Below are 21,353 nucleotides of genomic sequence, written 5' to 3' on the forward strand. Positions count from 1 at the left end.
GGGTGTGATGCGTTGGGTGTGATGCGTTGGGTGTGATGTGTTGGGTGTGATGCGTCGGGTGTGATGCGTTGCATCATGGGAACCCCAACGGGGTTCTGGATTTTAGGCCGGGGTTGTGACCCGCAGGGGCGCTACCCCGGTATAGGTGACCCACCGCCTATACGACCCCAACGGGGTCGCGTAATAAGCGGTCAGGTAGAGCTCGTCATAATACATCGTAGGCATGCCGCTGGGTGAACTGCCTGAATAAAAAAAAGCCACAGGCGGCTGGCCTGTGGCTGGTAAAGAGTTTGTTAGGCTGGCGTCTTAGTAGCCTTCGTATTCATCCATCCTGGAGTCAAGTTTTTGGTCGGCCTCGTAGTCACAGAATTTCTTGATCCGTGAGGAATCCAGCTCGATAGCTTTCTCGATCTTGGAGTAGTTGGTCTTGGTGAGGATGACGCTGCTTTCCTTGTCCATGACCACGAGCAGGTAGCCTACGTACTTGTAGCCGCCGATGTTTCCGGTGCCTTTGTTGTCACTATCGTACTTGGTGAACACGGGCTTGGCTTCAAACTCCGCCCCTTTATGGTTAGGGGTGAGTTCAAATTTCTGGTTAGAGAGGACGCTGAAGAGGTCTTCCTCTCTCTGGTCTTGGCCTACCAGGATAATGTGGCAGTCACAGGGTGGGCATCCACGGTTGAGGTCCGTGTTCTTGATGGTAGTCTTACTCGTGATGTCCATCTTCTTCATGTAGTAGGACCCATTTGAGTAGTTGCGGCGCTTGCCGATCACGATGTCTGCCTCAAGCTTAGGGTAGCTGTTAGCCAGTCTTTCCAGCTCTTTGAGCACCTTCTTTTTGGAGTCAGCATTCAGGCTGCTGAGCGGGATGGTGAATGACCTTCCGTCCTTGTTTCGCTTGATGGTGACCTTGTCACCGTCTCGGCTGACTACTTCGGCCTGGATGGACTTTCCGCTGGTGTTCTGGATGAGGATTTCTTCCGCAGAGAGCAGGGAACTGGCAAGGAGAGCAAACGGAGCTACAACCTTGAACAGGTTTCGGGTAAGTATAAGCATAGTTCTTCTAGTGGGGTAAACGGATAAACGACAGGGAATTGATAGGGATATCACGGGCTGCGATCAAGGACTAACCCTTAAAAAATACTTTCCTGTGTCATGAGCTAATCTTAAAGGGGCGCCGAGTGCTCCTGGAACTGGGCAGAAATAAAGCCTCTCTGCGGACAGAGAGGCTTTGTATTCGGGGGTGTCTGCAACCGGTGGTATTTGAGGGTGGCGGCAAGGGGTTTGGGGTGCCGCTCAGTGCACTGGGAGGCACTGTGGCCACCGGAGGTAGAGTTTAGAGAGTAGAGTCTGAGCTGATTTTTTGAGTAGATTGGTCTTGTTTATCCAGCAGGGGGCGCCAGAGGGGTTAGAAGCGCGTTGTGCGGCCCCCGTGTGCGCAGCGGCTGAGGGTCTAGATGGTGACACACATCTTCTGTTGCTTGAATTCCCTTGGTTATACAGCAAGCTGAGTAGTGAACTAAGGAAAAAATAGGTACATCGAACTTATGGATCGATAGATCTGAGGTCGCATGGACTTGTGTTTCTGCGCAAAGAGTTAAGCTTTTAGAAAATTTGTTGTTCGTAAGTGTCTCATCCTCTATGAGATGGGGTGCTAGATTTCACTCTTCTGGCAACTTATACACAAGAACTATGAATAAACCTCTATTACCTCTACTCATGTTCGGGTTGAGCGCTTGCCCCACTCTGGCAGCGATCAGCTGGACCGGCGGTGGCGATGCCACGAACTTCTACGACGATGCGAACTGGGACTTTACCGGCGGCGCGATCGGCTCCATGCCCACTCAGCCGGGGACAGATCCCATCCTGGATGATATGAATATCACCAGCACGACCATCAATGAAGGCAGCGCTGGCTTCTCCAATATCGAGATCGGCAATGGCTTCTCGCTCAATCTGGATGCCGTCAGCTTCACCTTCACCCAGAGCAATGGATTCGTGGGCGTGGACGATGATACCGGGACTCCCAGCTCATCCGGCGTGACCACTTATGTGAATCTAACCAATGGCTCCTTGCTCAGCTGCCAGTTCATTTCTCTGGGGCTTACCGTGAATGTGGATTCCTCCAGCGAACTTTACATCCGTGGCGGCGGTGATGGCCTGAATTCCCAGTCGGAGCTCTCCGTGGTGAATCTGGCCATTGGCGCTAAGTTTACCCTGCCGACTCTCGCAGAGTTCACCGAGCAGGCGGATACCCAGGGCGGCGCGATTTATGTCAATGGTCAGCAGGTCACTGCTGGCAACCTGAATGACCTGCTTAGCTTTGTGGATAACGGCGGCTCAGTCACGGCTACTGCAATTCCCGAGCCCAGCTCCACCGCCTTGTTAGGCCTTGCCGGTCTCGGGCTGGTGCTGCGACGCAGGAGGTGATCTGAATCTCCCCAAGCATTTTGTTCCACTCTACTCACTATGCCAGCCGCTCACCGCAGAGTGGCTGGCATTTTTTTATTTCCGCTCCGTGCTCTCAAACAGGCAGCAGAAGACCATGCCCATGGCCGAGAAAACCTATAAGGTCATCCGAGGCATCCGTGCGCTCGGGATGATCCATCATCCATCCGCTACGCATTTCCAGCGGCTGATTGTGGAGCGCACACACCGTCTCTCGCACAGGCTCCAGCGTGACACAGCTGGCATGCAGAAGAACGGCGAGAGCGAGGAGGAGTTTGGTGATGGTGGGCATGGGGTGCTAGAATGAGACTTCAGTTTCTCCCTGTGGAGTGAATTTGCGGATGACCTGAATGGGGCCTTGGATCTTTCCATTGAATTCATCGAGTTGCTCGGCAGGAATCCAGTACTCGCTGTGCTCTCTTCCACCCACGACTTCTACGGGGAATTGGGAAAGGTAGTCTGAGCAGACTTCGAAGCGGGTGACGTAGCCGACGCTGCCGTTAGTTTCATCCTTGGTATTCCAGTCGCGGGCGATCTGGACGGCGTAGTCTTCGTTGGTGACCGGATAGAAGATTGGCTGTTCTGGCAAGCGCGGTGGCCAGGCTGTGAAGCCGTTGTCTATGAGGAGATCGAGCTCCTTCTGGCCGACGGGTCTGTAGAGGGTGGTCGTTTGCATGATCTATTTAAAAGCATGGATGGTACCCAAGGTGGAGAATTTTTTCCTGAATGTAACGATCTCTGAGGAGAGACAGCATCGCAGAGAACCCCAAAGGGGTTCCGGATATTAGGCCGGGGTTGCGCAGCTACCCCGGTATAGTTACCCCCACAGTGACGACCCCAACGGGGTCGCGTAATAAACTGGCAGGATGGCGCTCGATAGTTTAGCAAGGCATATGCCCAATCCGTTTTGTCAGCGCAAGAGTCACGCGGTGTTCTCAGCGAGGAACTTTGTGAGGGTCCTGCTCGCCGTGACTCTGCTGGCCCAAGTAGCACGTGGGAAGGAATATGTGATACTTACGGTCTTCAAGGGAGATTATGATGGTCCCTGCCGGATACTGTTAAGGATAGGCGGGGAGCCTATCACTTATGATTTTGGAGGTTTTAGATCTACCGTTTTTCTTCCTTGGGAGGAAGATCAGAAGATTCGTTTGGAGATCGATAGGATGAACCAAGCTTATCCCGTCACAGGTCTGGATTTTGCGGTCAAATGGTATTCCCTGTCTGATCCGGTGGAGCCGGATGATCTAACTGTATTTTGGGGGCGAGTTAAAGATACCAAGACGCTTTGGGAGGAGAAGGGGATTAAAGTACCTGCGGGGGCAGTGATAGAGCGCACAGTAAAACTGAATCTAGATCATCACGAGGAGAATGCGCTGAGTGGTATGCAGGAGTTGACCAAAGAAGATGTCGAGGGGGTAAAGGAAGCTTATCTTAGCTATGTCAGGGCACTTGGAGAGAGTAGTCTGGATAAATATAAAAAGCACTTTGTGAACCCGGATGACATCGAAATGGATGAGCTGGATGCGGCATACAAGTTTCCAAAGGGTAAAGTCATTAACTTTGCTGGTAAACGTGAGGTGGATGTTGTACTGGGCAAAAAAGTAGCTCTGGTGAGGCTGAAGGAACAGCAGCTTGATGGTGAAGATGCGTTGGTATGGGATGTGGTGAAAATCCGCGGTGATGAAATAAGAGACGGCGATGGATATTATCGCTTCTCCAGAAGGCAAGACGGCAAGTGGGTCGTGTGGTATGGGGCTTGGGAGCCACATGTTCTGAAGGAGGTTGCCACCAAGGAGTCGGTGACAGGAGTACGGCCTCAGATTATCAGTAAGGTGTTAGGTCAAATCGGGCAGCTGAAGCAGGGCGATGGATGGGATGATTTCTGTAAGGCCGCTGGCTTGGATCGTAAGGATCTGGAAGTGGTCAAAGGCGTGGGCGCGCATGGGGTGGATACCTTTCTCTATCGCTTTGTTGAGCACGATGGCTGGCTGCTCCAGGTGCTCTACAAGACTCCTAAGGAGGGGCAGAAAGACGAGCTGTTACGCATCGGTGTCATCAAGAGTGATGTGGATCAGGCTAGGAAAGCGTGGCCGAACCTGAAACTTTCCATTTACCCCTACTACCAGAATGGCAAGGTCGTGAAGGAAGAGCAGAACTAAACGATGTCTAGAGAATCATTCGAACAGCGCCTGCCGTACAATGCTCGGGGAAAGTACTACGTGTGCGAGGATTGCCTGGACTGTGACCTTTGCCGGGAGACGGCCCCGACCATTTTTGGGAGGCAGGACGATGAGGGGGCAAGCTTCGTGAAGAAACAGCCGGAGACGGAGGAGGAATTGAGTCTTGTTAGGGAATCACTTGAGGGCTGTCCCTGTGAAGCGATCCATGATGACGGTGATGTCTTTGATTGGTCGCTACCACCTGCGACCAAGCGCCCTGCCTGGAGAGTCGGCTTGGCGGAAAAGCCTGCCTGCAAGCACTGCCAGCCGCGCCCCTGGTGGAAGTTCTGGGGCTGAGTTAGCGCTCTAGCGTGATGTGGAAGTCCTCGTCACTGAGGGTGCCGCAGCAGCCAAAGACCATCTCTGTCTCGCTCAGCTGGATCGGGTAGCCGATGTCTTTGAGCCCGTTCTCCTCGCTGTAGGGGTAGGGGAAGACGATGCTGCCGGCTTCTTCGGGTAAGAGGCTGAAGGCGTAGTCTGCTTCATTTTGATCGTGGTAGATCACGCGCCCGCGGGAGTGCTGCTCGCGGCCATCGTGGCTGCGGATGTGGAGGCTGAATTTTTCACCTATCAGAGTGAGCTTCCAGGAATCATCGTGCAGTACATCCGAGCCCAGCGCGTGGCTGCGGCCTGCGTAGATGCGGCCCGGGTGCTTGGGCTTGGGGAAGGTTTGTTCAAAGACCCGGTCGTCCTCACTCTCGATGCCGTCGCGACCTAGGCAGTGGATGACCACCCGGGGAGGATCCTCATCGGGGAAGGCGGTGTATTGGTACGGGTTTCTCCAGGGGTCAGTGGGGACTTCCTTCAGCATGGAAAACCACGGGCGGTTCTTGGGCAGCTCTGCGGGGCGCTCTACCAGCGCTTGGAGTCCTTGCTCCGTCGTCGGAATCTCGCCAGTAAGTTGCTGATAATACATGATTCCCGCAAAGCTGGCTAGAGCGTGCTCGTTTGGGTAATCATGAGGTCCCGTAGGTTCACTGCAGCCAACCAGTAACAGCAAGGGCGGCAGCGGGAGCAGGTAGAGCAGGGTGAAGAAGCGACGGTACATGGGCGGAAGTGTAGTGGTGGTGAGGCAGGGCGTCGAGCTGCAAATCGCTCACCGCATGGTGAAGCTGAGTCCACAATGTGCTGGCATTGTGGCGCCAGTCGGGGCATGTCTGCTAGACATGGGGATAAAGGAATTTTTTGCAAATCCATGGGTGAAGCTGCTGCTGGATGTGCTGACAGTCGTGCTGGTGATGGCGCTTATCGCAGGAGCCTATGTGCTGGGTACTATCCATGCCGATGAAAAGTGGAGGAAGTTTGGCCAAGAGTACCTGCAGCTGTCCGAGGATCTCAGTATGAAGCAGGAAATCACCGAGGAGAACATGCGTGGCTATCCCTATCCCGTAGCCGCTTTTGAGAAGGAGGCCATCTATGTCTACGTGGGCGCTACACGAAAACCCTTCCCCATCGTCACAGACCGGAAGGTGAAGAAGAAATGAGTGGGCGGGGGTGTCGCGACTGTGTTAGCCCTGTGCTGATGAAAACGATTTGGATGCTGTGGATGAGCGTGCTGATGCTGGGTGTAGCTACAGCCGGAGAGCTGCCGGAGGTGTACAAGCCTTTTGAAAAAATACTGGGTACTTGGCAGGGAGAGAGTGTAAGCGAGGTAACTCTGGACGGAGAGAAGCAGGAAAATACGAAGATCTTGTGCCGTGAATCGTATCGCTACGACGAGAAATTGGGGGTGATTGTGGGGGAACAGGAGGGTATTTCGGAGTTGAATGGGGAGAAGCAGATTTCGTTGTTTCGCTTTGTAGTAGCTTGGGATGAGAAAGATCAGGTTTTTAGAGGCATGATGTGGCTGTCGGAGAAGGTGGCTTCTCATTATGAAATCAAGTTTAAGGAGGGAGTGCTCCTTTCTAAGGGTGTTAGTGGAAAAGAGGGGGATGAAGTGCATGTATCGACTGTTCTGGAAGCTGACGAAGTGCTTCGATCGAAAGGTATGCTCAAATTTCCTGCAGAGAAGGTTGAGGTGAAGTGGGTTTCTACACTTAAAAAGGTGAAGCCCTAGGGCCTTTTCAAGGAATTGAGCGTCAGTTCGTGATGCGTTGACAGATAGCGGTGGCCGGGGCTGTAATAGGGAGATCATGAAATGGATGCTCTCCCGAATCGTTCTCCTCGCGTCTGCTGGATGCGGGATGGTCTTGGCTGTTCCTGCGCTGGATCAGCAGAAGGTAGATCCCGTGTTGGTGGAGACGAAGGATCTGGCGGGCAAAGTCCATGCTGGCGAGACGGTGGCCTTTCCTGAGGGGAGTTTGCTCTATCTCCAGCATGCGCCGGGTGAGCGGCTGTATCTGAGTGTGGATGAATCTTTTGATAGCGGGCTGGATGCCAAAGTGATGCCGCTGCGTGAGGGTACGCCGGTCCAGGCAGCGCAGATGAATGGCAGCAAGAGCTTTGCTAGCCTGGGTGGATGGGGTGAGAAGTCCGAGGTGCGCTGGCACGTCTACCTGCCGCAGGCCGGCAAGGCCACGGTGAAGCTGGAATGCGCTGTAGCCGCACAGGACGAGCTGCCCAGCATGAAGCTCACTCTGGGATCCAAGACCTATGAACTCACTACTGACGGCAATGGCACGGAGGTGGCCTTCACGGGGCCGGGTCTACATCAGCTCACACTAACAGCAGCTAGCTTGCCCGAGGGTACGCAGTTCAAGGCGATGGTGCTGGAGGGTGAGGCGCTCAAGGGAGCTGCGGTGGCGCGGGCACGCTGGCGCCCCGGAGCGGCTCATGGTCGCTTCCAGCTGCCGGATGAAAATGATTTCCAGCCAGAGATCTGGGTGGTGGAGCAGGAAGGGATGGCATCTACCGAGAGCTGCTACGCGCCTATCACCACACCCTTCGGCTACTTTGGTTCTAGCAGGACGCCGCAGGGCCACGCACGCGGCATGAATTTTTCTCTCTGGTCCTTCGGCCGCGGCCAGCAGGAACCGGAGCTGAAAACGCTTTCTCATCTGCTGGCGATCGGCAGTGCGAAGGGGAAATTCAGCGGCTTCTCCCACGAGGGCACCGGGGTCAAGGTGCGCGGCTGGGATCCCTTTGAAGGCAGTACTTCACGCGTGCAGCGCTATGCCGTGCGCAAGCAGGATGCCGGCGAGTACTGGATCTGGAGCGGGTATTTCTGGGATTTTGACCAGCAGGGCTGGCATCTCTTTGGCAAGGCCAAGCAGTGGAAGGGCCGCAAGAAGGGCGAGGGCTTCGGCGTGGGCACCTTCGTGGAAGTGCCAGGCCCGCCACACAGGCAGCGCAGTGGCGATGTGAAGCGCGAGTGCCGCTACCGTGCCTGGGCGATCGATTCTAACAATAAAGTGCTCGCAGCCACGCATCTCGCCGGGGAAAAGGGACCGGCGAACCGCTGGCGCTACACCACGCAGGAGGGGCAAGTGGCCCTGGGCATGGGTGGTGTGCTGCATTACCCGGCTTTTGCCGCCGTGCAGATCCGCCCGCAGGAGAAGCTTCCCGCCTTCCTGCAGGAGAAGCATCTGGGCGAGCTGCGCCAGCAGCCATGCTCTGTATCGCTGGCTGGCAAGGCAGATCAGGGAGAAGTGACTTTCAAGCTCCAGGGGACGGGTGATGCCGTGCTCACCCTCTACTACGGAGAGCAGGATGCCCTGAGCTTCGCCGAGCGCTGGAAGCACAGCAGCCGCCATGAGGTGAAGCTGGATGGAGCCAGCGAACTCAAGCTCCCCCTACCAGCAGGTGCCAAGTTCTACCGAGCCTTGTTAGAGGCACCCGAAGGCAAAGCCTGGATGGAGGAGAGTGGTCAGCAGGAGTGATTTTTTTCTGAACCACGGAATACACGGAAGTAACGGAAGGTGTCTTGATTACTTGGTGGTCTAACGCGCGATGCGGCGAATGAGGGCATCGATCAGGAGGAAATTGATATAGACTGATGCCAGATAGATCAGGTAATGCCAGCTATCAATATAGCCAAACACGAAGCTGAGGAATCCAGACGGGAAACAGAGTAAGGTCTGTACGAGCACCCAATAACTGGGGCTCATGAAGCCTTTTTTGAGGATGCCACAGAGCATCAAGATCTCGATGATCGTGTAGGTCACCATCAGGACTTTCGTGAGGCGATGCTGTGGAGTCAGCTTTTGAAGCGTAGTGGGCATGTCTAGTTCATCGCTAGAAGTCGGTTGACAATGACTTTGTCTTTCCGGATCAGAGCGTATCCGAGTCTTCCCATCCCTTTGTTCCAGAGTCCATTGTCGTAATAGATGATCTTGTCTCCCTCCTCATAAGCTTCGATGATGCTTTTGAGAAGTTTCTCACTGGGTACAGCTGCTCGTGTGATTCCCTCTTTTTCTAACTTTGTGGCCTCTTGCTGCTCTTTGGCAATGTGCTTGATCAATTGTTCTTTGGTGAATTCCTGCTTTTTCCAACGAATTGGGTAGGGGGGAGAACTGTCTGATGGAGTAGCACTGACAGTTGAAAACAGGCAGATGAAGAGGATGAGGTGTTTGGCAAGTTTCATGGCTTGCTAGGCTTCGACGTGCAGTGTTGGATCTTGGCTGGTCAGTGCTTGCTTCAGGTCACGCTTTGCTTGGATGAATCTGGCTATGGCGCGGCAGAGAAAGGCGACGAAGGGGCTGAAGAGGATGGCGAACATGGGGTTTGTGTCGCCACTGTAGGCAAATTCGGCGGTGATGCCTTTGTCGCCCGGGAAGTCTGCGGGATCGAATGTCCACTGGGAGATACGTGTTCCCCAGTTCATGGTGGCGTAGGTGGCCAATAGACAGACAGTGAAGTAAGCTGGCCAACTGAGGGCGCGGAGATGTAGGCCTGTCTCTGGTGATTGTCTGACCTGCCAGCGCAGTGCGAGGCTGGTGCAAAGCGTGAAGAGTACGATAAAGGGGATGAAATGGAGCACCGGGCCGAGTGATTTGGGATCAGGGAGCAGACCGGCTTGATACATGATAGAGAGGAGCAGTGCGGCCAGGATCGTAAAAGCTCCTGCGAGCAGGAGGACGAGTTTTTTGCCGCTGTGGGATTTCATAACGGCGACTGTAGAGGAGATTTGCGGCTAGGTGAAGCCGTAGTGTGTGCTTGTTTTGTGGCGATGGCACGGTATAGCATGAGGGGATGAAATGTTTGCTGGTGTTATTGTTGTTCTCCACGGCTTTGTTAGGGCAGGAGGATTACCGGGAGATCGAGGTGCCTACCTTGATGAAGCAGCTGGGACTGAAGACGGAGGGCCTGAGTTTCCGGGATGATGCCACGGATGAGATCACGCTGATCACGCGCGGTGACAAACTAGTAGGTTACTATCGTCTGGAGACATCCTGGCAGCCGCAGAAGATGAAGGTACCTGAGGGGGTGACGAAGATCCTGTATGGGCTGGGCAAGGGGAAGGCGAATATGGTCATCGTGACGGAGGCGGATGAGTTGGCCATTTGGCTGGCGGCCTATCAGAACCATACAGAGCAGATGAAGGCCTCTCATGCCTTTGTCCCCACGAGCCCGGATGCAGGATTTCCGCTCAAGCGTCAGGAGATCGCGGTGGATGAATCCGAAGCCTACGAAATGAGTTTGTACTTTTACCGGGGAGAGGAGGAGGTGCTGGCCATGAAGGCGGGGCTGGAGATGTATGAGGAAATGGGGGCCAACCTGCGCAATCCGGTGCTCTATGCGCTGCTGAATGATCAGATGCCGAGACCAGAGATCGCTCCCGTACCTCAAAACGAGTTCAAGAAGCCTGATGAATACAATGGCATGCCCTTCGAGGATAACGAGGGCCGGATCAAGGAATGGTTCAAAGGCTGGGTGCAGACCTTTAATGAGGATGATCCCAAGAAGATGATGGCCTTCTACGATGACGGCGAGGACTCCGCGAATCTGGACATGCTGGTCTCCGTAGGGCGCTGGCATCATGGCCGCGAGGAGGCGCGCAAGGCCTATGAGGGAGACGCGGAGGTGCTGGACTACTACGACTCTCAGGCCGTGGACCTGAAGGTGCGCTATCTCGGCGGGAACTACGCACTCGTGTCCTTCCAGCACCACTTCAAGTATAAGGTGAAGGAGGACGGTAGGAAATTTCAGGTGAAGATCCGCACCACCATGACCCTCAAGTGGCTGAACGGAAACTGGAAGATCGTCCAGGAGCATTCCTCCCCCATGGAGAACGTGCCTTACGTGGTGGAGATTGAGTAGTCCCGCATTGAGCTGATTGACCCATCAGTTGATTTTCTGTTAGGTACAGATTTTCTAAATATCTGCATACCGGAAAATAGGCATGCGCTGTGGGTTGATGGATAGCGTGGAAGCTTTTATTGGTGGGGTGTGATCGTGATTTAAGCTGTTGGTGGCGAGTTGGATAGAATCGCTTGATTGTCTGATTTACTGGATTTTTTTCAGGATGAAAGGTAAGCTGCGGGTTATGGTGAGAATGTGTCATCTCGCTGTGTGTTCGTTTTCCCTAGGCTTGCTCACGCTGGTGCCGGTGGGGAACGTGTGCGCACAGGATAAGGCAGTCGTTGTGGCCGAGCCGTCGCGGCCATCGTGGATGGACGACTGGAATGAAATCGCCCCGGTGCTCAATGCGGAGCTGGTGAATGCGGACCTCACTACCGAGGACCTGACCAAGACGCAGACGGATACCTTCCGGGCCAAATGGCTGGTGGATCAGTCGCGGGGAGTCTATTACTCGAACACCCTCTCCGTGAAGGTGGATCCACAGGGCCGGCTGGACGTGAAGTACTCCATCCTCTGGGAAGGTCGCCCCACCAACCTGACTTACTTCGTAAAGAAGGTCGGCGGCCGCTACCAGGTCGTCGAGCGCAAGGTCACTGTCCTCATCAGGCGCTACAAGCAGCGCTAGTAGTCTTCTGGAAGATATACTTGCTGCTGCGCCAGAAGAGCAAGGGGCTCTCCACGGTGAGCAGCTGCCAGCCTTCCTGGGCTTTGCGCGTGAGCGCGCGCGAAAGGATTTCGTTTGCTTGCTTGGGAGAGTAGATCCCATACGAGCTCTTTCCTTCCTCCAGCGAGATTTGTTCGCAGAAAAGCTGACTGTGGCTGAGGACGATGACTTCGGTAGATGGATTCATGCAGGCTTGGTCTGGTTGCGGCGTTTGACTTTGCTGAGGAAGCTTTTCAGGGAAAGACTGTTGGTGATGAGGGTTAATAGGAAGATAGCAGGATAGGCCAGTGGGTGATGCCCGCTTTCTTCCTGTAGTGCGCTGGCGAGTGTGGGATCCGGATAAAGCAGGATACTGCCGGTGATGGCACTCACGACCAGAAGTAGCATGCCAAACCTCGGGAATAAACAGGTAATGTAGGCCACAGGCAGGGCCAGCAGGAAGCCACAGAGCGCGGCATCAAGCAATGACGGAAATTTGTCGGCTATTTCAGCGAGGATGAGCATAGCTATTCTATTTCTCAGGGAGGTGGTCTTTGATGTTCACCGCTTGCTCGCTGTTGCGGGTGATGAAGAGGAGGGAGTCTAACAAAGTATGATCGGCTCTGTCTGCACGCATGACGAGAACCTTTCTCTCCACTGAGAAAGTGGCGGTTTCGTTTTCCCCGTTAGGCCACGGAGAGCCGTCATCCAGATGGACGGGTTTGCCGTCGGCGTAGAGCCCTATTCGGTTGAGTTCCTGCTCTGTCATGAGGTGGCTTCTGGTGATAGATCCATCAGCATACTCGTCATGACTTGGTAGTGTATCAGTGATGATGTAGACCCCGTTCTCATACCTGATGTGGAGTTGTAGACCTGTTCTCAGAAATTCTAGATAAGCTACGAATGGGAGTTTCAGCGGTTGATTGAGGGTGACCGACCTGGAAAGCGTGGACTCGTTCTGAATATCGATGCGAAGCTTTCCGCGGTAGTGTTTGTTCGCAAGTGTCTGACGGAGGAGGTCTGCCAGAATGACGCGCAGCTCAGTGTCTTTGTAGTCGCAGGTGACGATGAGACCTTCATCTTTGTTGGCTGTTTGTGTGGCTTCCTCTCTGGCTGTTGAGTCATCGCGGCTACAGCTGCTGACAGCTAGAGCTATCAAGGTGAGTGCGCAAAACAGGGAACGGTACAGCATAGGAAGATAAAGCTAAGGGACAGCCATGCCTGATGTACAGGGGGAAGTGACGTGATTGCTTAAGGAAGCCTAAAAGTTAGGATTGGCAGGAGAAGGCTTAACTTGTACATTCTTTTGCATATGGTTCAGCGGGCAACATCGGATGACGCGGCGTACATGGTGCTATTTGCACTGGTTTCGCTTTTGTTGTCGTTTTTCATCCTCGGGGTGAAGGTGTATAGTCACGTGCCCTTCAATGACATGTGGTGCAAGCTGATCTGCCTGACGGTGGTGGTAGGCTTCCCGCTCTACGCCTTCCTGCGCATTTCCAAAGCAGTTGGCGTGCTCGCGATCCTGATGATGCCTTTCGTCCAGCTGGCGCTGATGCCTGTGATCTGCTAGAGGGGCGGCTTGTTAGTATCTACCACAGAATACACGGAAGTGACGGAAGGCTGACTTGATGGAGCGCTGGCATGGAGTCTGTCTGAGTCAATACGGTTATCGCCAGCAGTTGACGTAGGTGCTTGCGTGTTTGCCGTTGTGATAGCTCACGCTGTAGTGAGAGTGGTTCATGTAGAGATGATAGTGCCCGGCAGAGATGTAGCGGTAGTTGACTGCCCATTGGGTGTGCTCGTCTTTATTTCTGACAAGGGTATCTATGGTTTTGTCAGCTTTGCAGAGCTGATCCATGTCTTTTGGGAAGTCTCCGTGTTTTTTGTAGAAGTTGTCTGCGGCTTTTTCGTATGGGGCCACGCGCTGGGAGGCGTAGAGGCGGGCGGCCGATTTAGGGAGGAAGGGGCAGCAGCTGGAGAAGGAGAGGGGGGTGAGGACTACGAGCAGGTGTTTCATGGCGGAGGAGTGTAGAGTGAAATGCTCCTCTCATCAAGTACGCTGCAGCAAGTCTTCCGCGCTCTGGAGGTTATGCGTGGCTCCGGGAGTGGGGCGTGCTCGCGATCCTGATGATGCTTTTCGTCCAGCTGGCGCTGATGCCAGTGATCTGCTAGAGGGGCGGATTGTTAGTATCTACCACAGAATACACGGAAGTGACGGAAGGCTGCTTCACGCAGCTAAACGTTTGTGTCAGTCCTTAAGGGTGACGGCAGTGCCGGAGGCGCAGATCATCAGCATGCCTTGGTTGATGCTTTCGTAATCGATATCGATGCCCACGACGGCATCCGCGCCCATGGCCTTGGCTTCCTCCAGCATTTCCTGGATGGCGATCTCGCGGCCATTTTTCAGGCTGTTCTCGTAAGCGCCAGCACGGCCACCCACGATATTGCGGACACTGGCGGCGAAGTCGCGCACGATGTTCGCCCCCATGATGGCTTCCCCGAAGACCACGCCCTTGGTTTCGGAGATTTCCTTGCCGGGAATCTGCGGTGTGGTGGAACAGGGCATGGAGTAGCCTGACTCCTGAGAGCCGGGGAGATTGCCTAGGCGGTCGGCTTTACAGCACCAGCAGGCAGGATGGATATCGTCATTCAGTACTTCGCAGTGTTTACAGGTCCAGCTCATAGGGGGGAGTTTGATTTCCACCGAGGCTAGGGAGTCGTCCGTGAGCTGGCTAGGAAAAAGCTAGGCAGTGATCATGAAGCTTGATCGGGCTGGCGACGAAACTAGGATGCTAGGCATGGGACTGGATGGAGTAGAGCTCATCATGGCCGTCGAAGAGGAGTTTGGTGTCTCCCTAGATGATGCCGAAGTAGCCAGTTTGCGCACGCCAAGAGACCTGACCGCGGTCGTCTGGAAAAAGCTGGAGGCTTGCCATGACAGAGAGGGTGAATGGACGCAGGAGCGTGTCCGTCAGGTGATAAGGCAGATCATCCGCGAGCAGCTCGGGGTGAAAGACTTTTCCGATGATGCGGAGTTTGTAAGGGACTTAGGAGTGGACTAGTCTGTGGAAGCTCGCTGCAGAAACTCTTCGGCTCTCTTGGCTGACTCACGGATCTCCTCATTCGGGTCGTTGAGGAGTTTTTCTAACAATGCTGGTGCGTGCTCACGGTGCAAATTCATGATGCCGCTGAGGCAGGCGATGCGGGTAAGGTGAAAGAGGCGTTGGTCTAGGGCTCCTTTGGTGAGGTAGTCCTGTGTATTCGGATTGGAAAGATTGGAAAGGATGTCTCCGGATTTCCATGAAATCTCTCCACCGCCAGTATGCAAGAGCCAGTCGCCAAGGCGGTGGACAAGAGTATCTTCTGCTGGATAAGCCTCCTCGCGTTCGTCGAGCAGCATCACGAGAGCGTAGAGATAATCCGCCAGCCATGGTGCTTTTTCCAGCTTTGCCGTGGAGACTTTATCAATCAAGGGTTGGATGAAGGCCGGGTCTTCAGTCTCTTCAATGAGGGAGGCAAAGCGGTTGGTGTTCTCAATGCTCTCAGGCTGGGCAATGATCTCCATAAGCTTCTCGCAAATCGTCTGGTCGATCAGTTCAGGGTTTTCAGAGAGCATGGCCAATGCTGCGTTGCGGGTGTCGAGGGAGTCGAGTTTGGCGAGGAGTTCTGTGTTCAAATTCACTGAGTTGTCTGTTTACTGCGGATTTCCATCTGGCGGCGGTTGAAGTGACGGATGCCCAGAGGCAGGAAGATGGCGTAGGGGGTCCATGCGAGAGGGCCGTAGTTGCCGGGGAGGGTGAAGAGCAGGGTCAGGAAAATGCTGATGCCCAGCCAGAAGTTAAGGGTGGCTTTGATCATGAAGCGTCGCTCCACCGCACTCTGGGTATTGCGGATACTGAAGTAGCTGCCAGCAATGCCGCCGAGCAGGCCGATGCCGCTGCCTATGATAGCGCCGAGTGTTCCTGAATCCATGGTAAGGGGTGTTAGCTAGATGAGGTGAAGTGTAGCAGATGGAGGGATCTTGTCTGCACAGAAAAGGAGAATCACTTGGCCAACTCCTTCTTGAGTCTATTGATGCGTTCAAGGATGAGGGCTTCCATGTGCGAGGCTGATTCCATGTGACCCAGAAAAAGGGTGACGCGGCAGGCGTGATGCGGTATGAATCTGAGTTGAACTTCTGTGTGCGCTCGTGATGATCAATACTTTAATGCAACTCCCCAGAACCAAGCTCTCCTATGAGGAGGGCATGTTAGTGAAGCGTGGTGAGGGTGATGGTGTGGTGGCTACCTTTCCTCTGAAAGAGATTACCCGGATCGAGGTGGAGGTGCGGCGTGAGTACGCTACGCCGATCGTGCTGATGGCGGGGATGCTGGGGCTGGCCTGGGTGAGCCTGAGATTCATCCCGAATGAAGGCTGGTCCTGGGCGGCTTGCATCGTCTGTGTGGTCTTCGCGATGATGTGCCTGTTAGGCGTGGAGACGCGGCACATTACCCTGCACACGGACAATGGCGTGGTGAGCTACCTGATCAATGACGACTACGGCGAGGCCGAGGGATTCATTGTTTCCCTGCGGACGGCGGTGTGTGCGAGCCGTGGACTTTGAGCGCATTTGGATGTATCTTTCCTGTAGTAAGGATGACCCCGGAATGAAGCGCGTCTTGACCTTCACATTCATGTTTATGCTGAGCCTGCTCTTGATGGCGGGTGTGTGGGGCTATTGTGTGAATGGGGTGGTCTATCATTGTACGGACGGATTATGGCTGGATTTCTTTTCCCCCGGGCAGTGGGTGCATGAGCCTGTGGAGCGGGTGATCGCGGTGGATCGCGCCGCCGGCATGGGGGAGGCAGACAGCATGCTCTATGGCTGGTCGGTAGGCCGCCTTTGGTTGCTCTGGGGAGGCATGGTGGCGATGTGTCTCTCGCTCAGCGGGATTGTGACTTGTTGCCGGGATCTCTAGCGCCTATGCATCTCGGGAAATGACGATGAAGAAGCAAGTGTGCAGCCAATGCGGTGGTGAGGAATGGATCAAGAAACTCCGTGTGGTGGACCGTGGCGAGGACAATGCCCGCTATGACCTGGCGCTGGAAATGGAGATGAATCCGCAGGCCATCCTTTTCAAGGAGCGCGTTAATGCCCCGCTACACGCCGATGTCTGCGCGGGCTGCGGTCTGGTGCTCTTCCAGGTGTCCCCGGTCTCCCTGCAGATGCTGAAGGCTGGCAAGCAGCTGACCGAAGAGCGCGAGAGCGCGGATGCGAAAAGCGGAGATTTCCGCAATCACCCACGTTATCAAGAATTTCTCGCCGAAGATGCCGCCTACAAGTTCATGGAAGGCAGCGAGGTGATGCTCGCCTTCGCCCAGTGGCTGGCACGCAAGGAGAGATAAGAGGAGTAGCGGTAAGCTTCTTGATGGATTCCTTGGGAGATGAACTCGATTCTTTGTCTAACAGTTTTGATTTTCTGTTGGCTTGTTACGCAAAGTGTATTGACGCAAATGGTAGCTATGTTTTGAGGGGGCAATGGGCGTAGCTGGTTGTTACTACTCGAGATTGGGGTAGATTAACGGAAGTTCCAGATATGTCATTGAAGATTACAAGCGCGGTTCTGATTGCAGTGCTCATCACTCCGCTGAGTTTGAGCGCTGGCAATGGTGAGCAGCTCTACAAGATGAACTGTGCCGCCTGCCATCAGGTGGAGAACCGCCAGCAGCCAGTGGTGGGGCCTAGTCTGGTGGAGGTGAACCATCTCTACGCCAAGAAGCCTAAGAAGTACCTGGAATGGTGTAAGGAACCCGGCAAGAAGCGCAAGGATGCCATCCAGATGCCCTCCATGGCGCATATCCCGGATGAGGATCTGCTGGACATTCTGGAATACATCAAGACCGCGACCAAGGGCAAGAAGTTCAAGCCGGAGAAGGGCGTGAAGCCGGACCCATACAAGCTGACAGGAGAGGCGGCCAAGAAGCCACGCATGCAGCGGATTTTTATGAAGGACACCAGCCCGGCCTCCATTGCGGTGACGATAGACGGGCAGCAGTCGCTCTGCTGGGACACGGTGAGTTGCCGCATGCGCTACGCCTGGAGCGGTGGCTTTATCGATGGCTATGCCTACTGGAAGGGCAATGGCAATGACCTGGCGACACCAGTCGGGGAGATTTACTACCGGGCGCCTGGGGAGCTTCGTGCTGGTTTGGTGATTGCAGGAACTGAGACGGCCCCGAAATACCAAGGCTATTCTGTAGCCGGTGGCTTGCCGACCTTTCTCTATCAGCTCGGCCCAGCCAAAGTGAAGGAAACTATTCTCAGCAAGGACGGCAAGCTGGCGATCCGCATCCAGGTGGAGGGAAGCTCTGCAGAAGTGCGCTATCCGCTGGGTGATCTGGCCAAGACGGATGTCACCCACAGCGCAGGCAAGCTAGATAAAGGTATGCTGGTGCTCACCGCCAGCGAAGCCAAGGATTTCACCCTCACATTCAACGCGAAGTAAGCATGAAGAAGACACACAAATTACTCGGGATGGCGAGTTTGGTACTCGCGGCTCAGTTGTCAGCAGCGGAATGGAAAGATCTCTGCACGCTGGAGAAGATCAAGTTACCCAAGGGACTGGACCCTCAGATCGGAGCGATCGGGCGCCTGCCCAGTGGGGGCATCATTGCCGCCTTCCACCGTGGTGAGGTTATGAAGCTGGTGGATGGCAAGTGGACTCTCTGGGCCTCAGGCCTGCAGGAGCCACTGGGGATGCACGTGGTGGACGAGCATACCATCGTGGTGGTGCAGCGTGCTGAGCTGACCAAGATTTCTGATAGTGACCAGGACGGCACGGCGGATTCCTATCTGGCCCTGACGACCGACTGGGGCATGAGTGGGAACTATCATGAGTTCGCTTTTGGAGCAGCCTTCGGTCCAGACGGTCACTACTACGTGTCACTCGGTACAGCCTCCCACAATGGCGGGATCAGGCCGGAGATCCGCGGTGAGTGGAATGATGCCGGTGGCATCACCGTGGAGAAGGCTCAGCCTAGCTGGCAGAGTGTGAAGCGCCACCAGCTGCCGCGCATGTATGCACGCGTGCCCTACCGCGGATGGGTGATCAAGGTGAACCCGGAGACGGGCAAGGTGACTCCCATCGCCAGTGGACTGCGTACCCCGCACGGCGTGCACGTGACTCCCAAGGGTGATCTTTACGTCAATGACAACCAGGGCGACTGGCTAGGCAGCAGCAAGCTTTACAAGATCGAAGCGGGCAAGTTCTACGGTCACCCGGATAGTCTGATCTGGACCAAGGGCTGGGACCGTGGGGTGCCCGCAGATCTGCCTCCTTCCGAGCTGGATAAGCTGCGTGAGAAGTGCGTGAGCTTTCTTCCTCAAGGGGAGCTGGCCAATTCACCGACTCAGATTCTCACACTTCCGGAGGGGCAATTCGGTCCCTACGGCGGCAGCTTGATCATGGGAGACATGAACCAAGACCAACTCGTGCGCTACCTGCCGGATGTGGTCAATGGCCAGCAGCAGGGGGCGGTGATGAAATTTCTCGCGCATCCTCAGCTAGGCAGAGGCAATGCCAAGATGGCTCTTTCTAACAAAAACGAACTAGTGATCGGGAAAACGCATCTCTCCTGGGCAGGGGCCGAGGGGATCACGCGCCTGAAGTATCTCGATAAGCCACACCTCACCATCACTGGCATAGAAATGACCAAGGAGGGCTTCCGTATTTCCCTGAATGGAGATGTCAGTGCGGAAGGAGTCAAGGTCTCTGGGAATTACTACGGCCTGCACTACCACAAGCAGTACGGCTCTCCAAAGGTCGACCCTCAGCCTATCAAGGCCAGCAAGATCCGCTGCGAGGGCAATGTGATCGAGCTGGTGCTGGAGCGGAAGCTCGTGACTGGAAAGATCTATGACATCAGCCTGCAGGGTGTCACCTCCTCCAAGCTGGGGGGGCTGGTAGAGGGCCGCATCTTCTATACGGCGCATGAAGTGCCTGCAAAGTAGCCAGTCTATCAGAAAAGAAAAACCCACTTCCTTGCGGAAGTGGGCCACAATACACGACAATGAATATTGTCTATTCACATAAAAAGAGAACTACCTATCGGCGGCGGCGTAGGATGAATCCCAGGCCTGCGAGACCGATAAGTGCTGTGCTGGATGGCTCGGGTACTGCGGTGACTTCGATGTCAGTCAGTGCCCAGCCGCCCTGGGTGGCGAGTCCGTCTGAAGTGTCAGTTGCCAAGGTCAGGGTGTCGCCAGCATTCAGGATGAGGCTGTCGTAGCCATCGAGACCGAAGCGAACGGTGTTGGTGAAGTTGTTTGCACCCGGGCTTTGGATGTTGAAGGTGCCAGTCCCTGATTCGTAACCCCACTCAGAAACGGTGGTGCCAGTCTGGCTGGTGAAGGTGCCACCAGTCGCATCGTAGTTCAGGCCAGTGAAGGAACTGGCAGACAAGACGGCGATTTCCGTGCCTGTGTTCGTACTAATCAAGTTGTTGAAATTGATCAGATCGATCCGGACGGTGGTGTCGAAGCTCAGGGTCAGATACTGTGTGGTGCCGATACGTCCTGCCTGGTTGTCGTTACCGTTGGTTTCATCGGTGCTGGTGTTGAAGACACCCACGCCGTTGAAGTCAAAGCGGCGAAGCTGGAGTCCATCCGCGTCCGCATTGGAGTCGAAGCCTTGCAGGGTAGCGGTAATCCCATCGACGGACTGAGTCACCATGGCGGTTTGTGTATCAGAGGAGCCGGAGGCTGTGGTGGTTGCCGGGCTACCAGCGCCGAGGCCGGCCCAGCCGCCGCTCACGAAAGTGGCTGCCGTGGCTGGTAGTGCCACAGCCATACCGAGTGAGGTAAGGAGGAGTGTTTTTTTCATGTTTACGTTTGTTTGTGCTTAGTTCAGTTAGGGGGCGCGAAATGCGTGAGTACTGCGCCTTAGTGAGTAAGCATATTTTTGAGGCTCCTAGCGGACAAGTTACGAAAATTGTTTCAGGGTGGGCTGAAAATAGGGTCAGATGGAGGTGAATGAGTGCTGGCCAAGACCTGCCCGACCCGCCTAGTCTACGAGGATGATGAAAAAGCTGATCTGTCTTGCGCTGCTGGCGATAGCCCCCTGGGGAATGGGGGAGGAAGAGGTGGAGCTTAAGATGGTGGACTCTGATGGCATGGAGTATTCGGGGGAGGATATGGATCCTAACGTGCTAAGGGCGACCGATTCCTACTTCTCTGAGATGAGGGCAGTGAAAGCGAACTATCGCAAGCGCTTTGCCGAAGTGCTCCGCATGGCAGAAAAGGTGGAGGTCTTCCTGGTGGATTTTGACGGAAGCGTGCCTCTTGACAAGTTGGCCGATGATCGTTTTGGAGAAGTCGTGGACCAAGAGTATCATTTGGGGAAGGTCAGCGACTATGTGGAGCTGTATTCGCGAGAGGGCTATTACACGAAAATTCTGAAACGAACCGAATTAGAAGAGAATGACCGGAAGAAGCTACTCATGGTTCTGGGCGAAGGGATGTCGAAGGTAGAGCTGTCAGTGGGGCCGATGTGCCATTTTCCGATTCACGGCATTCGGGTGCACCGTCAGGGCAAGGTGATCTATGAGACCACCTTCTGCTGGCAGTGCAGCAACTACGGCTTCTACTACCCTATTCGTGACTCCGCCTGGCTAGGAACCACCGAGGACATGGAAGCGCTTTTCAAAAAGCTCATGCCCATCCCTCAAAGCGAAATCGACCGCTTTGAAAAGAAGTATCCAAGTGAGAAGAAATGATGAGATCTACCTTACTCTAAGTAATAGCCGGCCTCGCCCGTTACTTC

General features: G+C 54.8%; 31 protein-coding genes. 17 read left to right on the forward strand and 14 right to left on the reverse strand.

Going from position 1 to position 21,353, the window contains the following annotated elements:
* Positions 1 to 306: 306 nt before the first annotated feature.
* Entirely contained in the window at positions 307 to 1,056 is a 750-nt protein-coding gene (locus tag BUB27_RS17950; RefSeq protein WP_143185273.1) for a hypothetical protein, read from the reverse strand.
* A 636-nt stretch (positions 1,057 to 1,692) separates the two neighbouring features.
* Between BUB27_RS17950 and BUB27_RS17955 the strand changes: the two genes are divergently transcribed.
* Positions 1,693 to 2,430 carry a PEP-CTERM sorting domain-containing protein gene (locus tag BUB27_RS17955; protein ID WP_159435068.1) on the forward strand — a complete coding sequence of 246 codons (738 nt, stop codon included), beginning with the start codon at positions 1,693 to 1,695 and terminating at the stop codon, positions 2,428 to 2,430.
* Between the two features lie 121 nt (positions 2,431 to 2,551).
* Complete coding sequence (locus tag BUB27_RS18985; protein ID WP_159435069.1) at positions 2,552 to 2,755, forward strand: hypothetical protein; 204 nt, start codon at positions 2,552 to 2,554, stop codon at positions 2,753 to 2,755.
* Here the strand turns inward: BUB27_RS18985 and BUB27_RS17965 are convergent.
* The gene (locus BUB27_RS17965; RefSeq protein ID WP_143185276.1) at positions 2,747 to 3,124 is read right to left on the reverse strand and encodes a hypothetical protein; all 378 of its coding nucleotides are present in this window, start codon (positions 3,122 to 3,124) and stop codon (positions 2,747 to 2,749) included. The two genes, BUB27_RS18985 and BUB27_RS17965, sit on opposite strands and share 9 nt — an antisense overlap.
* A 217-nt stretch (positions 3,125 to 3,341) precedes the next feature.
* Here BUB27_RS17965 and BUB27_RS17970 point away from each other — a divergent pair, with 217 nt between their 5' ends.
* Both BUB27_RS17970 and BUB27_RS17975 read left to right on the forward strand, forming a co-directional pair.
* Positions 3,342 to 4,607, forward strand: a complete 1,266-nt coding sequence (locus BUB27_RS17970) for a hypothetical protein (RefSeq protein ID WP_143185277.1) — start codon at positions 3,342 to 3,344, stop codon at positions 4,605 to 4,607.
* 3 nt (positions 4,608 to 4,610) lie between these two features.
* A complete protein-coding gene (locus tag BUB27_RS17975) occupies positions 4,611 to 4,964 on the forward strand; it encodes a ferredoxin (protein ID WP_143185278.1) in 354 nt (117 codons plus the stop codon).
* A 1-nt stretch (position 4,965) separates the two neighbouring features.
* On the opposite strand, the gene BUB27_RS17980 is transcribed toward BUB27_RS17975, so the two are convergent.
* Entirely contained in the window at positions 4,966 to 5,715 is a 750-nt protein-coding gene (locus BUB27_RS17980) for a type II secretion system protein GspG (RefSeq protein ID WP_143185279.1), read from the reverse strand.
* On the opposite strand from BUB27_RS17980, the gene BUB27_RS17985 reads away from it, so the two are divergent.
* The 3 genes from BUB27_RS17985 to BUB27_RS17995 all read left to right on the forward strand — a co-directional run bounded on the left by BUB27_RS17985 (position 5,714) and on the right by BUB27_RS17995 (position 8,485).
* Entirely contained in the window at positions 5,714 to 6,151 is a 438-nt protein-coding gene (locus tag BUB27_RS17985) for a hypothetical protein (RefSeq protein WP_143185280.1), read from the forward strand. The two genes, BUB27_RS17980 and BUB27_RS17985, sit on opposite strands and share 2 nt — an antisense overlap.
* Before the next feature lie 38 nt (positions 6,152 to 6,189).
* Entirely contained in the window at positions 6,190 to 6,723 is a 534-nt protein-coding gene (locus tag BUB27_RS17990; RefSeq protein ID WP_143185281.1) for a hypothetical protein, read from the forward strand.
* Between the two features lie 76 nt (positions 6,724 to 6,799).
* Positions 6,800 to 8,485, forward strand: a complete 1,686-nt coding sequence (locus tag BUB27_RS17995; protein WP_143185282.1) for a DUF3472 domain-containing protein — start codon at positions 6,800 to 6,802, stop codon at positions 8,483 to 8,485.
* A gap of 60 nt (positions 8,486 to 8,545) precedes the next feature.
* On the opposite strand, the gene BUB27_RS18000 is transcribed toward BUB27_RS17995, so the two are convergent.
* Genes BUB27_RS18000 through BUB27_RS18010 form a run of 3 tightly spaced genes read right to left on the reverse strand, consistent with a single transcriptional unit; the run spans position 8,546 to position 9,711 of the window.
* Entirely contained in the window at positions 8,546 to 8,827 is a 282-nt protein-coding gene (locus BUB27_RS18000) for a hypothetical protein (RefSeq protein WP_143185283.1), read from the reverse strand.
* Positions 8,828 to 8,829: 2 nt separating this feature from the next.
* Positions 8,830 to 9,189, reverse strand: coding sequence for a hypothetical protein (locus BUB27_RS18005; RefSeq protein WP_143185284.1), 360 nt, complete (start codon positions 9,187 to 9,189; stop codon positions 8,830 to 8,832).
* A 6-nt stretch (positions 9,190 to 9,195) separates the two neighbouring features.
* Positions 9,196 to 9,711 carry a hypothetical protein gene (locus BUB27_RS18010; protein WP_143185285.1) on the reverse strand — a complete coding sequence of 172 codons (516 nt, stop codon included), beginning with the start codon at positions 9,709 to 9,711 and terminating at the stop codon, positions 9,196 to 9,198.
* Positions 9,712 to 9,797: 86 nt separating this feature from the next.
* Here BUB27_RS18010 and BUB27_RS18015 point away from each other — a divergent pair, with 86 nt between their 5' ends.
* Together BUB27_RS18015 and BUB27_RS18020 are read left to right on the forward strand one after the other, a co-directional pair.
* Positions 9,798 to 10,865, forward strand: a complete 1,068-nt coding sequence (locus BUB27_RS18015) for a YybH family protein (protein WP_143185286.1) — start codon at positions 9,798 to 9,800, stop codon at positions 10,863 to 10,865.
* Between the two features lie 298 nt (positions 10,866 to 11,163).
* The gene (locus BUB27_RS18020; protein WP_143185287.1) at positions 11,164 to 11,532 is read left to right on the forward strand and encodes a hypothetical protein; all 369 of its coding nucleotides are present in this window, start codon (positions 11,164 to 11,166) and stop codon (positions 11,530 to 11,532) included.
* On the opposite strand, the gene BUB27_RS18025 is transcribed toward BUB27_RS18020, so the two are convergent.
* From BUB27_RS18025 to BUB27_RS18035, 3 genes are read right to left on the reverse strand one after another with little or no spacing between them, the layout of a single operon-like run.
* Positions 11,510 to 11,758, reverse strand: a complete 249-nt coding sequence (locus BUB27_RS18025) for a hypothetical protein (protein WP_143185288.1) — start codon at positions 11,756 to 11,758, stop codon at positions 11,510 to 11,512. The genes BUB27_RS18020 and BUB27_RS18025 overlap by 23 nt on opposite strands.
* A complete protein-coding gene (locus tag BUB27_RS18030) occupies positions 11,755 to 12,075 on the reverse strand; it encodes a hypothetical protein (RefSeq protein WP_143185289.1) in 321 nt (106 codons plus the stop codon). Before BUB27_RS18030 ends, BUB27_RS18025 begins: the two co-directional genes overlap by 4 nt.
* 7 nt (positions 12,076 to 12,082) lie before the next feature.
* Positions 12,083 to 12,742 (reverse strand): hypothetical protein, encoded by a 660-nt coding sequence (locus BUB27_RS18035; RefSeq protein ID WP_159435070.1) that lies wholly within the window; start codon positions 12,740 to 12,742, stop codon positions 12,083 to 12,085.
* A gap of 156 nt (positions 12,743 to 12,898) precedes the next feature.
* Between BUB27_RS18035 and BUB27_RS18040 the strand changes: the two genes are divergently transcribed.
* Positions 12,899 to 13,123: a hypothetical protein gene (locus tag BUB27_RS18040; protein WP_143185291.1), complete on the forward strand. Its 225-nt coding sequence runs from the start codon at positions 12,899 to 12,901 to the stop codon at positions 13,121 to 13,123.
* 96 nt (positions 13,124 to 13,219) lie between these two features.
* On the opposite strand, the gene BUB27_RS18045 is transcribed toward BUB27_RS18040, so the two are convergent.
* Both BUB27_RS18045 and BUB27_RS18050 read right to left on the reverse strand, forming a co-directional pair.
* Positions 13,220 to 13,570: a hypothetical protein gene (locus BUB27_RS18045; protein WP_143185292.1), complete on the reverse strand. Its 351-nt coding sequence runs from the start codon at positions 13,568 to 13,570 to the stop codon at positions 13,220 to 13,222.
* A 231-nt stretch (positions 13,571 to 13,801) separates the two neighbouring features.
* Positions 13,802 to 14,119 carry a YbjQ family protein gene (locus BUB27_RS18050; RefSeq protein WP_143185375.1) on the reverse strand — a complete coding sequence of 106 codons (318 nt, stop codon included), beginning with the start codon at positions 14,117 to 14,119 and terminating at the stop codon, positions 13,802 to 13,804.
* A gap of 190 nt (positions 14,120 to 14,309) precedes the next feature.
* Between BUB27_RS18050 and BUB27_RS18055 the strand changes: the two genes are divergently transcribed.
* The gene (locus BUB27_RS18055; protein ID WP_143185293.1) at positions 14,310 to 14,615 is read left to right on the forward strand and encodes an acyl carrier protein; all 306 of its coding nucleotides are present in this window, start codon (positions 14,310 to 14,312) and stop codon (positions 14,613 to 14,615) included.
* On the opposite strand, the gene BUB27_RS18060 is transcribed toward BUB27_RS18055, so the two are convergent.
* Positions 14,612 to 15,229 carry a hypothetical protein gene (locus BUB27_RS18060; protein WP_143185294.1) on the reverse strand — a complete coding sequence of 206 codons (618 nt, stop codon included), beginning with the start codon at positions 15,227 to 15,229 and terminating at the stop codon, positions 14,612 to 14,614. The genes BUB27_RS18055 and BUB27_RS18060 overlap by 4 nt on opposite strands.
* Positions 15,230 to 15,231: 2 nt before the next feature.
* Complete coding sequence (locus BUB27_RS18065) at positions 15,232 to 15,525, reverse strand: hypothetical protein (RefSeq protein WP_143185295.1); 294 nt, start codon at positions 15,523 to 15,525, stop codon at positions 15,232 to 15,234.
* 220 nt (positions 15,526 to 15,745) lie between these two features.
* On the opposite strand from BUB27_RS18065, the gene BUB27_RS18070 reads away from it, so the two are divergent.
* The 5 genes from BUB27_RS18070 (at position 15,746) to BUB27_RS18090 (ending at position 19,543) form a co-directional block, all read left to right on the forward strand.
* The gene (locus tag BUB27_RS18070) at positions 15,746 to 16,156 is read left to right on the forward strand and encodes a hypothetical protein (protein ID WP_143185296.1); all 411 of its coding nucleotides are present in this window, start codon (positions 15,746 to 15,748) and stop codon (positions 16,154 to 16,156) included.
* Between the two features lie 10 nt (positions 16,157 to 16,166).
* On the forward strand, positions 16,167 to 16,511 hold the full coding sequence (locus tag BUB27_RS18075) for a hypothetical protein (protein ID WP_159435071.1): 345 nt from the start codon (positions 16,167 to 16,169) through the stop codon (positions 16,509 to 16,511).
* 25 nt (positions 16,512 to 16,536) lie between these two features.
* The gene (locus BUB27_RS18080; protein WP_143185298.1) at positions 16,537 to 16,938 is read left to right on the forward strand and encodes a hypothetical protein; all 402 of its coding nucleotides are present in this window, start codon (positions 16,537 to 16,539) and stop codon (positions 16,936 to 16,938) included.
* Positions 16,939 to 17,129: 191 nt separating this feature from the next.
* Positions 17,130 to 18,038, forward strand: a complete 909-nt coding sequence (locus tag BUB27_RS18085) for a cytochrome c (RefSeq protein WP_143185299.1) — start codon at positions 17,130 to 17,132, stop codon at positions 18,036 to 18,038.
* Between the two features lie 2 nt (positions 18,039 to 18,040).
* Positions 18,041 to 19,543: a DUF7133 domain-containing protein gene (locus tag BUB27_RS18090; protein ID WP_143185300.1), complete on the forward strand. Its 1,503-nt coding sequence runs from the start codon at positions 18,041 to 18,043 to the stop codon at positions 19,541 to 19,543.
* A 94-nt stretch (positions 19,544 to 19,637) separates the two neighbouring features.
* Here BUB27_RS18090 and BUB27_RS18095 read toward each other — a convergent pair whose 3' ends face one another.
* Positions 19,638 to 20,414: a PEP-CTERM sorting domain-containing protein gene (locus BUB27_RS18095; RefSeq protein WP_143185301.1), complete on the reverse strand. Its 777-nt coding sequence runs from the start codon at positions 20,412 to 20,414 to the stop codon at positions 19,638 to 19,640.
* Positions 20,415 to 20,607: 193 nt separating this feature from the next.
* Here BUB27_RS18095 and BUB27_RS18100 point away from each other — a divergent pair, with 193 nt between their 5' ends.
* Positions 20,608 to 21,306, forward strand: coding sequence for a hypothetical protein (locus BUB27_RS18100; protein WP_143185302.1), 699 nt, complete (start codon positions 20,608 to 20,610; stop codon positions 21,304 to 21,306).
* The last annotated feature ends 47 nt before the right edge of the window (positions 21,307 to 21,353 follow it).

Origin of the sequence: Rubritalea squalenifaciens DSM 18772, from assembly GCF_900141815.1 — a bacterium.
GTDB classification, from domain to species: domain Bacteria; phylum Verrucomicrobiota; class Verrucomicrobiia; order Verrucomicrobiales; family Akkermansiaceae; genus Rubritalea; species Rubritalea squalenifaciens.

What these genes read in the sequence shown, in the direction of transcription:
- BUB27_RS17950 (WP_143185273.1), bottom strand. Translation starts at nt 1,056, where the DNA reads ATGCTTATACTTACCCGAAACCTGTTCAAGGTTGTAGCTCCGTTTGCT.
- BUB27_RS17955 (WP_159435068.1), top strand. Translation starts at nt 1,693, where the DNA reads ATGAATAAACCTCTATTACCTCTACTCATGTTCGGGTTGAGCGCTTGC.
- BUB27_RS18985 (WP_159435069.1), top strand. Translation starts at nt 2,552, where the DNA reads ATGGCCGAGAAAACCTATAAGGTCATCCGAGGCATCCGTGCGCTCGGG.
- BUB27_RS17965 (WP_143185276.1), bottom strand. Translation starts at nt 3,124, where the DNA reads ATGCAAACGACCACCCTCTACAGACCCGTCGGCCAGAAGGAGCTCGAT.
- BUB27_RS17970 (WP_143185277.1), top strand. Translation starts at nt 3,342, where the DNA reads ATGCCCAATCCGTTTTGTCAGCGCAAGAGTCACGCGGTGTTCTCAGCG.
- BUB27_RS17975 (WP_143185278.1), top strand. Translation starts at nt 4,611, where the DNA reads ATGTCTAGAGAATCATTCGAACAGCGCCTGCCGTACAATGCTCGGGGA.
- BUB27_RS17985 (WP_143185280.1), top strand. Translation starts at nt 5,714, where the DNA reads ATGGGCGGAAGTGTAGTGGTGGTGAGGCAGGGCGTCGAGCTGCAAATC.
- BUB27_RS17980 (WP_143185279.1), bottom strand. Translation starts at nt 5,715, where the DNA reads ATGTACCGTCGCTTCTTCACCCTGCTCTACCTGCTCCCGCTGCCGCCC.
- BUB27_RS17990 (WP_143185281.1), top strand. Translation starts at nt 6,190, where the DNA reads ATGAAAACGATTTGGATGCTGTGGATGAGCGTGCTGATGCTGGGTGTA.
- BUB27_RS17995 (WP_143185282.1), top strand. Translation starts at nt 6,800, where the DNA reads ATGAAATGGATGCTCTCCCGAATCGTTCTCCTCGCGTCTGCTGGATGC.
- BUB27_RS18000 (WP_143185283.1), bottom strand. Translation starts at nt 8,827, where the DNA reads ATGCCCACTACGCTTCAAAAGCTGACTCCACAGCATCGCCTCACGAAA.
- BUB27_RS18005 (WP_143185284.1), bottom strand. Translation starts at nt 9,189, where the DNA reads ATGAAACTTGCCAAACACCTCATCCTCTTCATCTGCCTGTTTTCAACT.
- BUB27_RS18010 (WP_143185285.1), bottom strand. Translation starts at nt 9,711, where the DNA reads ATGAAATCCCACAGCGGCAAAAAACTCGTCCTCCTGCTCGCAGGAGCT.
- BUB27_RS18015 (WP_143185286.1), top strand. Translation starts at nt 9,798, where the DNA reads ATGAAATGTTTGCTGGTGTTATTGTTGTTCTCCACGGCTTTGTTAGGG.
- BUB27_RS18025 (WP_143185288.1), bottom strand. Translation starts at nt 11,758, where the DNA reads ATGAATCCATCTACCGAAGTCATCGTCCTCAGCCACAGTCAGCTTTTC.
- BUB27_RS18030 (WP_143185289.1), bottom strand. Translation starts at nt 12,075, where the DNA reads ATGCTCATCCTCGCTGAAATAGCCGACAAATTTCCGTCATTGCTTGAT.
- BUB27_RS18035 (WP_159435070.1), bottom strand. Translation starts at nt 12,742, where the DNA reads ATGCTGTACCGTTCCCTGTTTTGCGCACTCACCTTGATAGCTCTAGCT.
- BUB27_RS18040 (WP_143185291.1), top strand. Translation starts at nt 12,899, where the DNA reads ATGGTGCTATTTGCACTGGTTTCGCTTTTGTTGTCGTTTTTCATCCTC.
- BUB27_RS18045 (WP_143185292.1), bottom strand. Translation starts at nt 13,570, where the DNA reads ATGAAACACCTGCTCGTAGTCCTCACCCCCCTCTCCTTCTCCAGCTGC.
- BUB27_RS18050 (WP_143185375.1), bottom strand. Translation starts at nt 14,119, where the DNA reads ATGCCCTGTTCCACCACACCGCAGATTCCCGGCAAGGAAATCTCCGAA.
- BUB27_RS18055 (WP_143185293.1), top strand. Translation starts at nt 14,310, where the DNA reads ATGAAGCTTGATCGGGCTGGCGACGAAACTAGGATGCTAGGCATGGGA.
- BUB27_RS18065 (WP_143185295.1), bottom strand. Translation starts at nt 15,525, where the DNA reads ATGGATTCAGGAACACTCGGCGCTATCATAGGCAGCGGCATCGGCCTG.
- BUB27_RS18070 (WP_143185296.1), top strand. Translation starts at nt 15,746, where the DNA reads ATGATCAATACTTTAATGCAACTCCCCAGAACCAAGCTCTCCTATGAG.
- BUB27_RS18075 (WP_159435071.1), top strand. Translation starts at nt 16,167, where the DNA reads ATGTATCTTTCCTGTAGTAAGGATGACCCCGGAATGAAGCGCGTCTTG.
- BUB27_RS18080 (WP_143185298.1), top strand. Translation starts at nt 16,537, where the DNA reads ATGAAGAAGCAAGTGTGCAGCCAATGCGGTGGTGAGGAATGGATCAAG.
- BUB27_RS18085 (WP_143185299.1), top strand. Translation starts at nt 17,130, where the DNA reads ATGTCATTGAAGATTACAAGCGCGGTTCTGATTGCAGTGCTCATCACT.
- BUB27_RS18090 (WP_143185300.1), top strand. Translation starts at nt 18,041, where the DNA reads ATGAAGAAGACACACAAATTACTCGGGATGGCGAGTTTGGTACTCGCG.
- BUB27_RS18095 (WP_143185301.1), bottom strand. Translation starts at nt 20,414, where the DNA reads ATGAAAAAAACACTCCTCCTTACCTCACTCGGTATGGCTGTGGCACTA.
- BUB27_RS18100 (WP_143185302.1), top strand. Translation starts at nt 20,608, where the DNA reads ATGATGAAAAAGCTGATCTGTCTTGCGCTGCTGGCGATAGCCCCCTGG.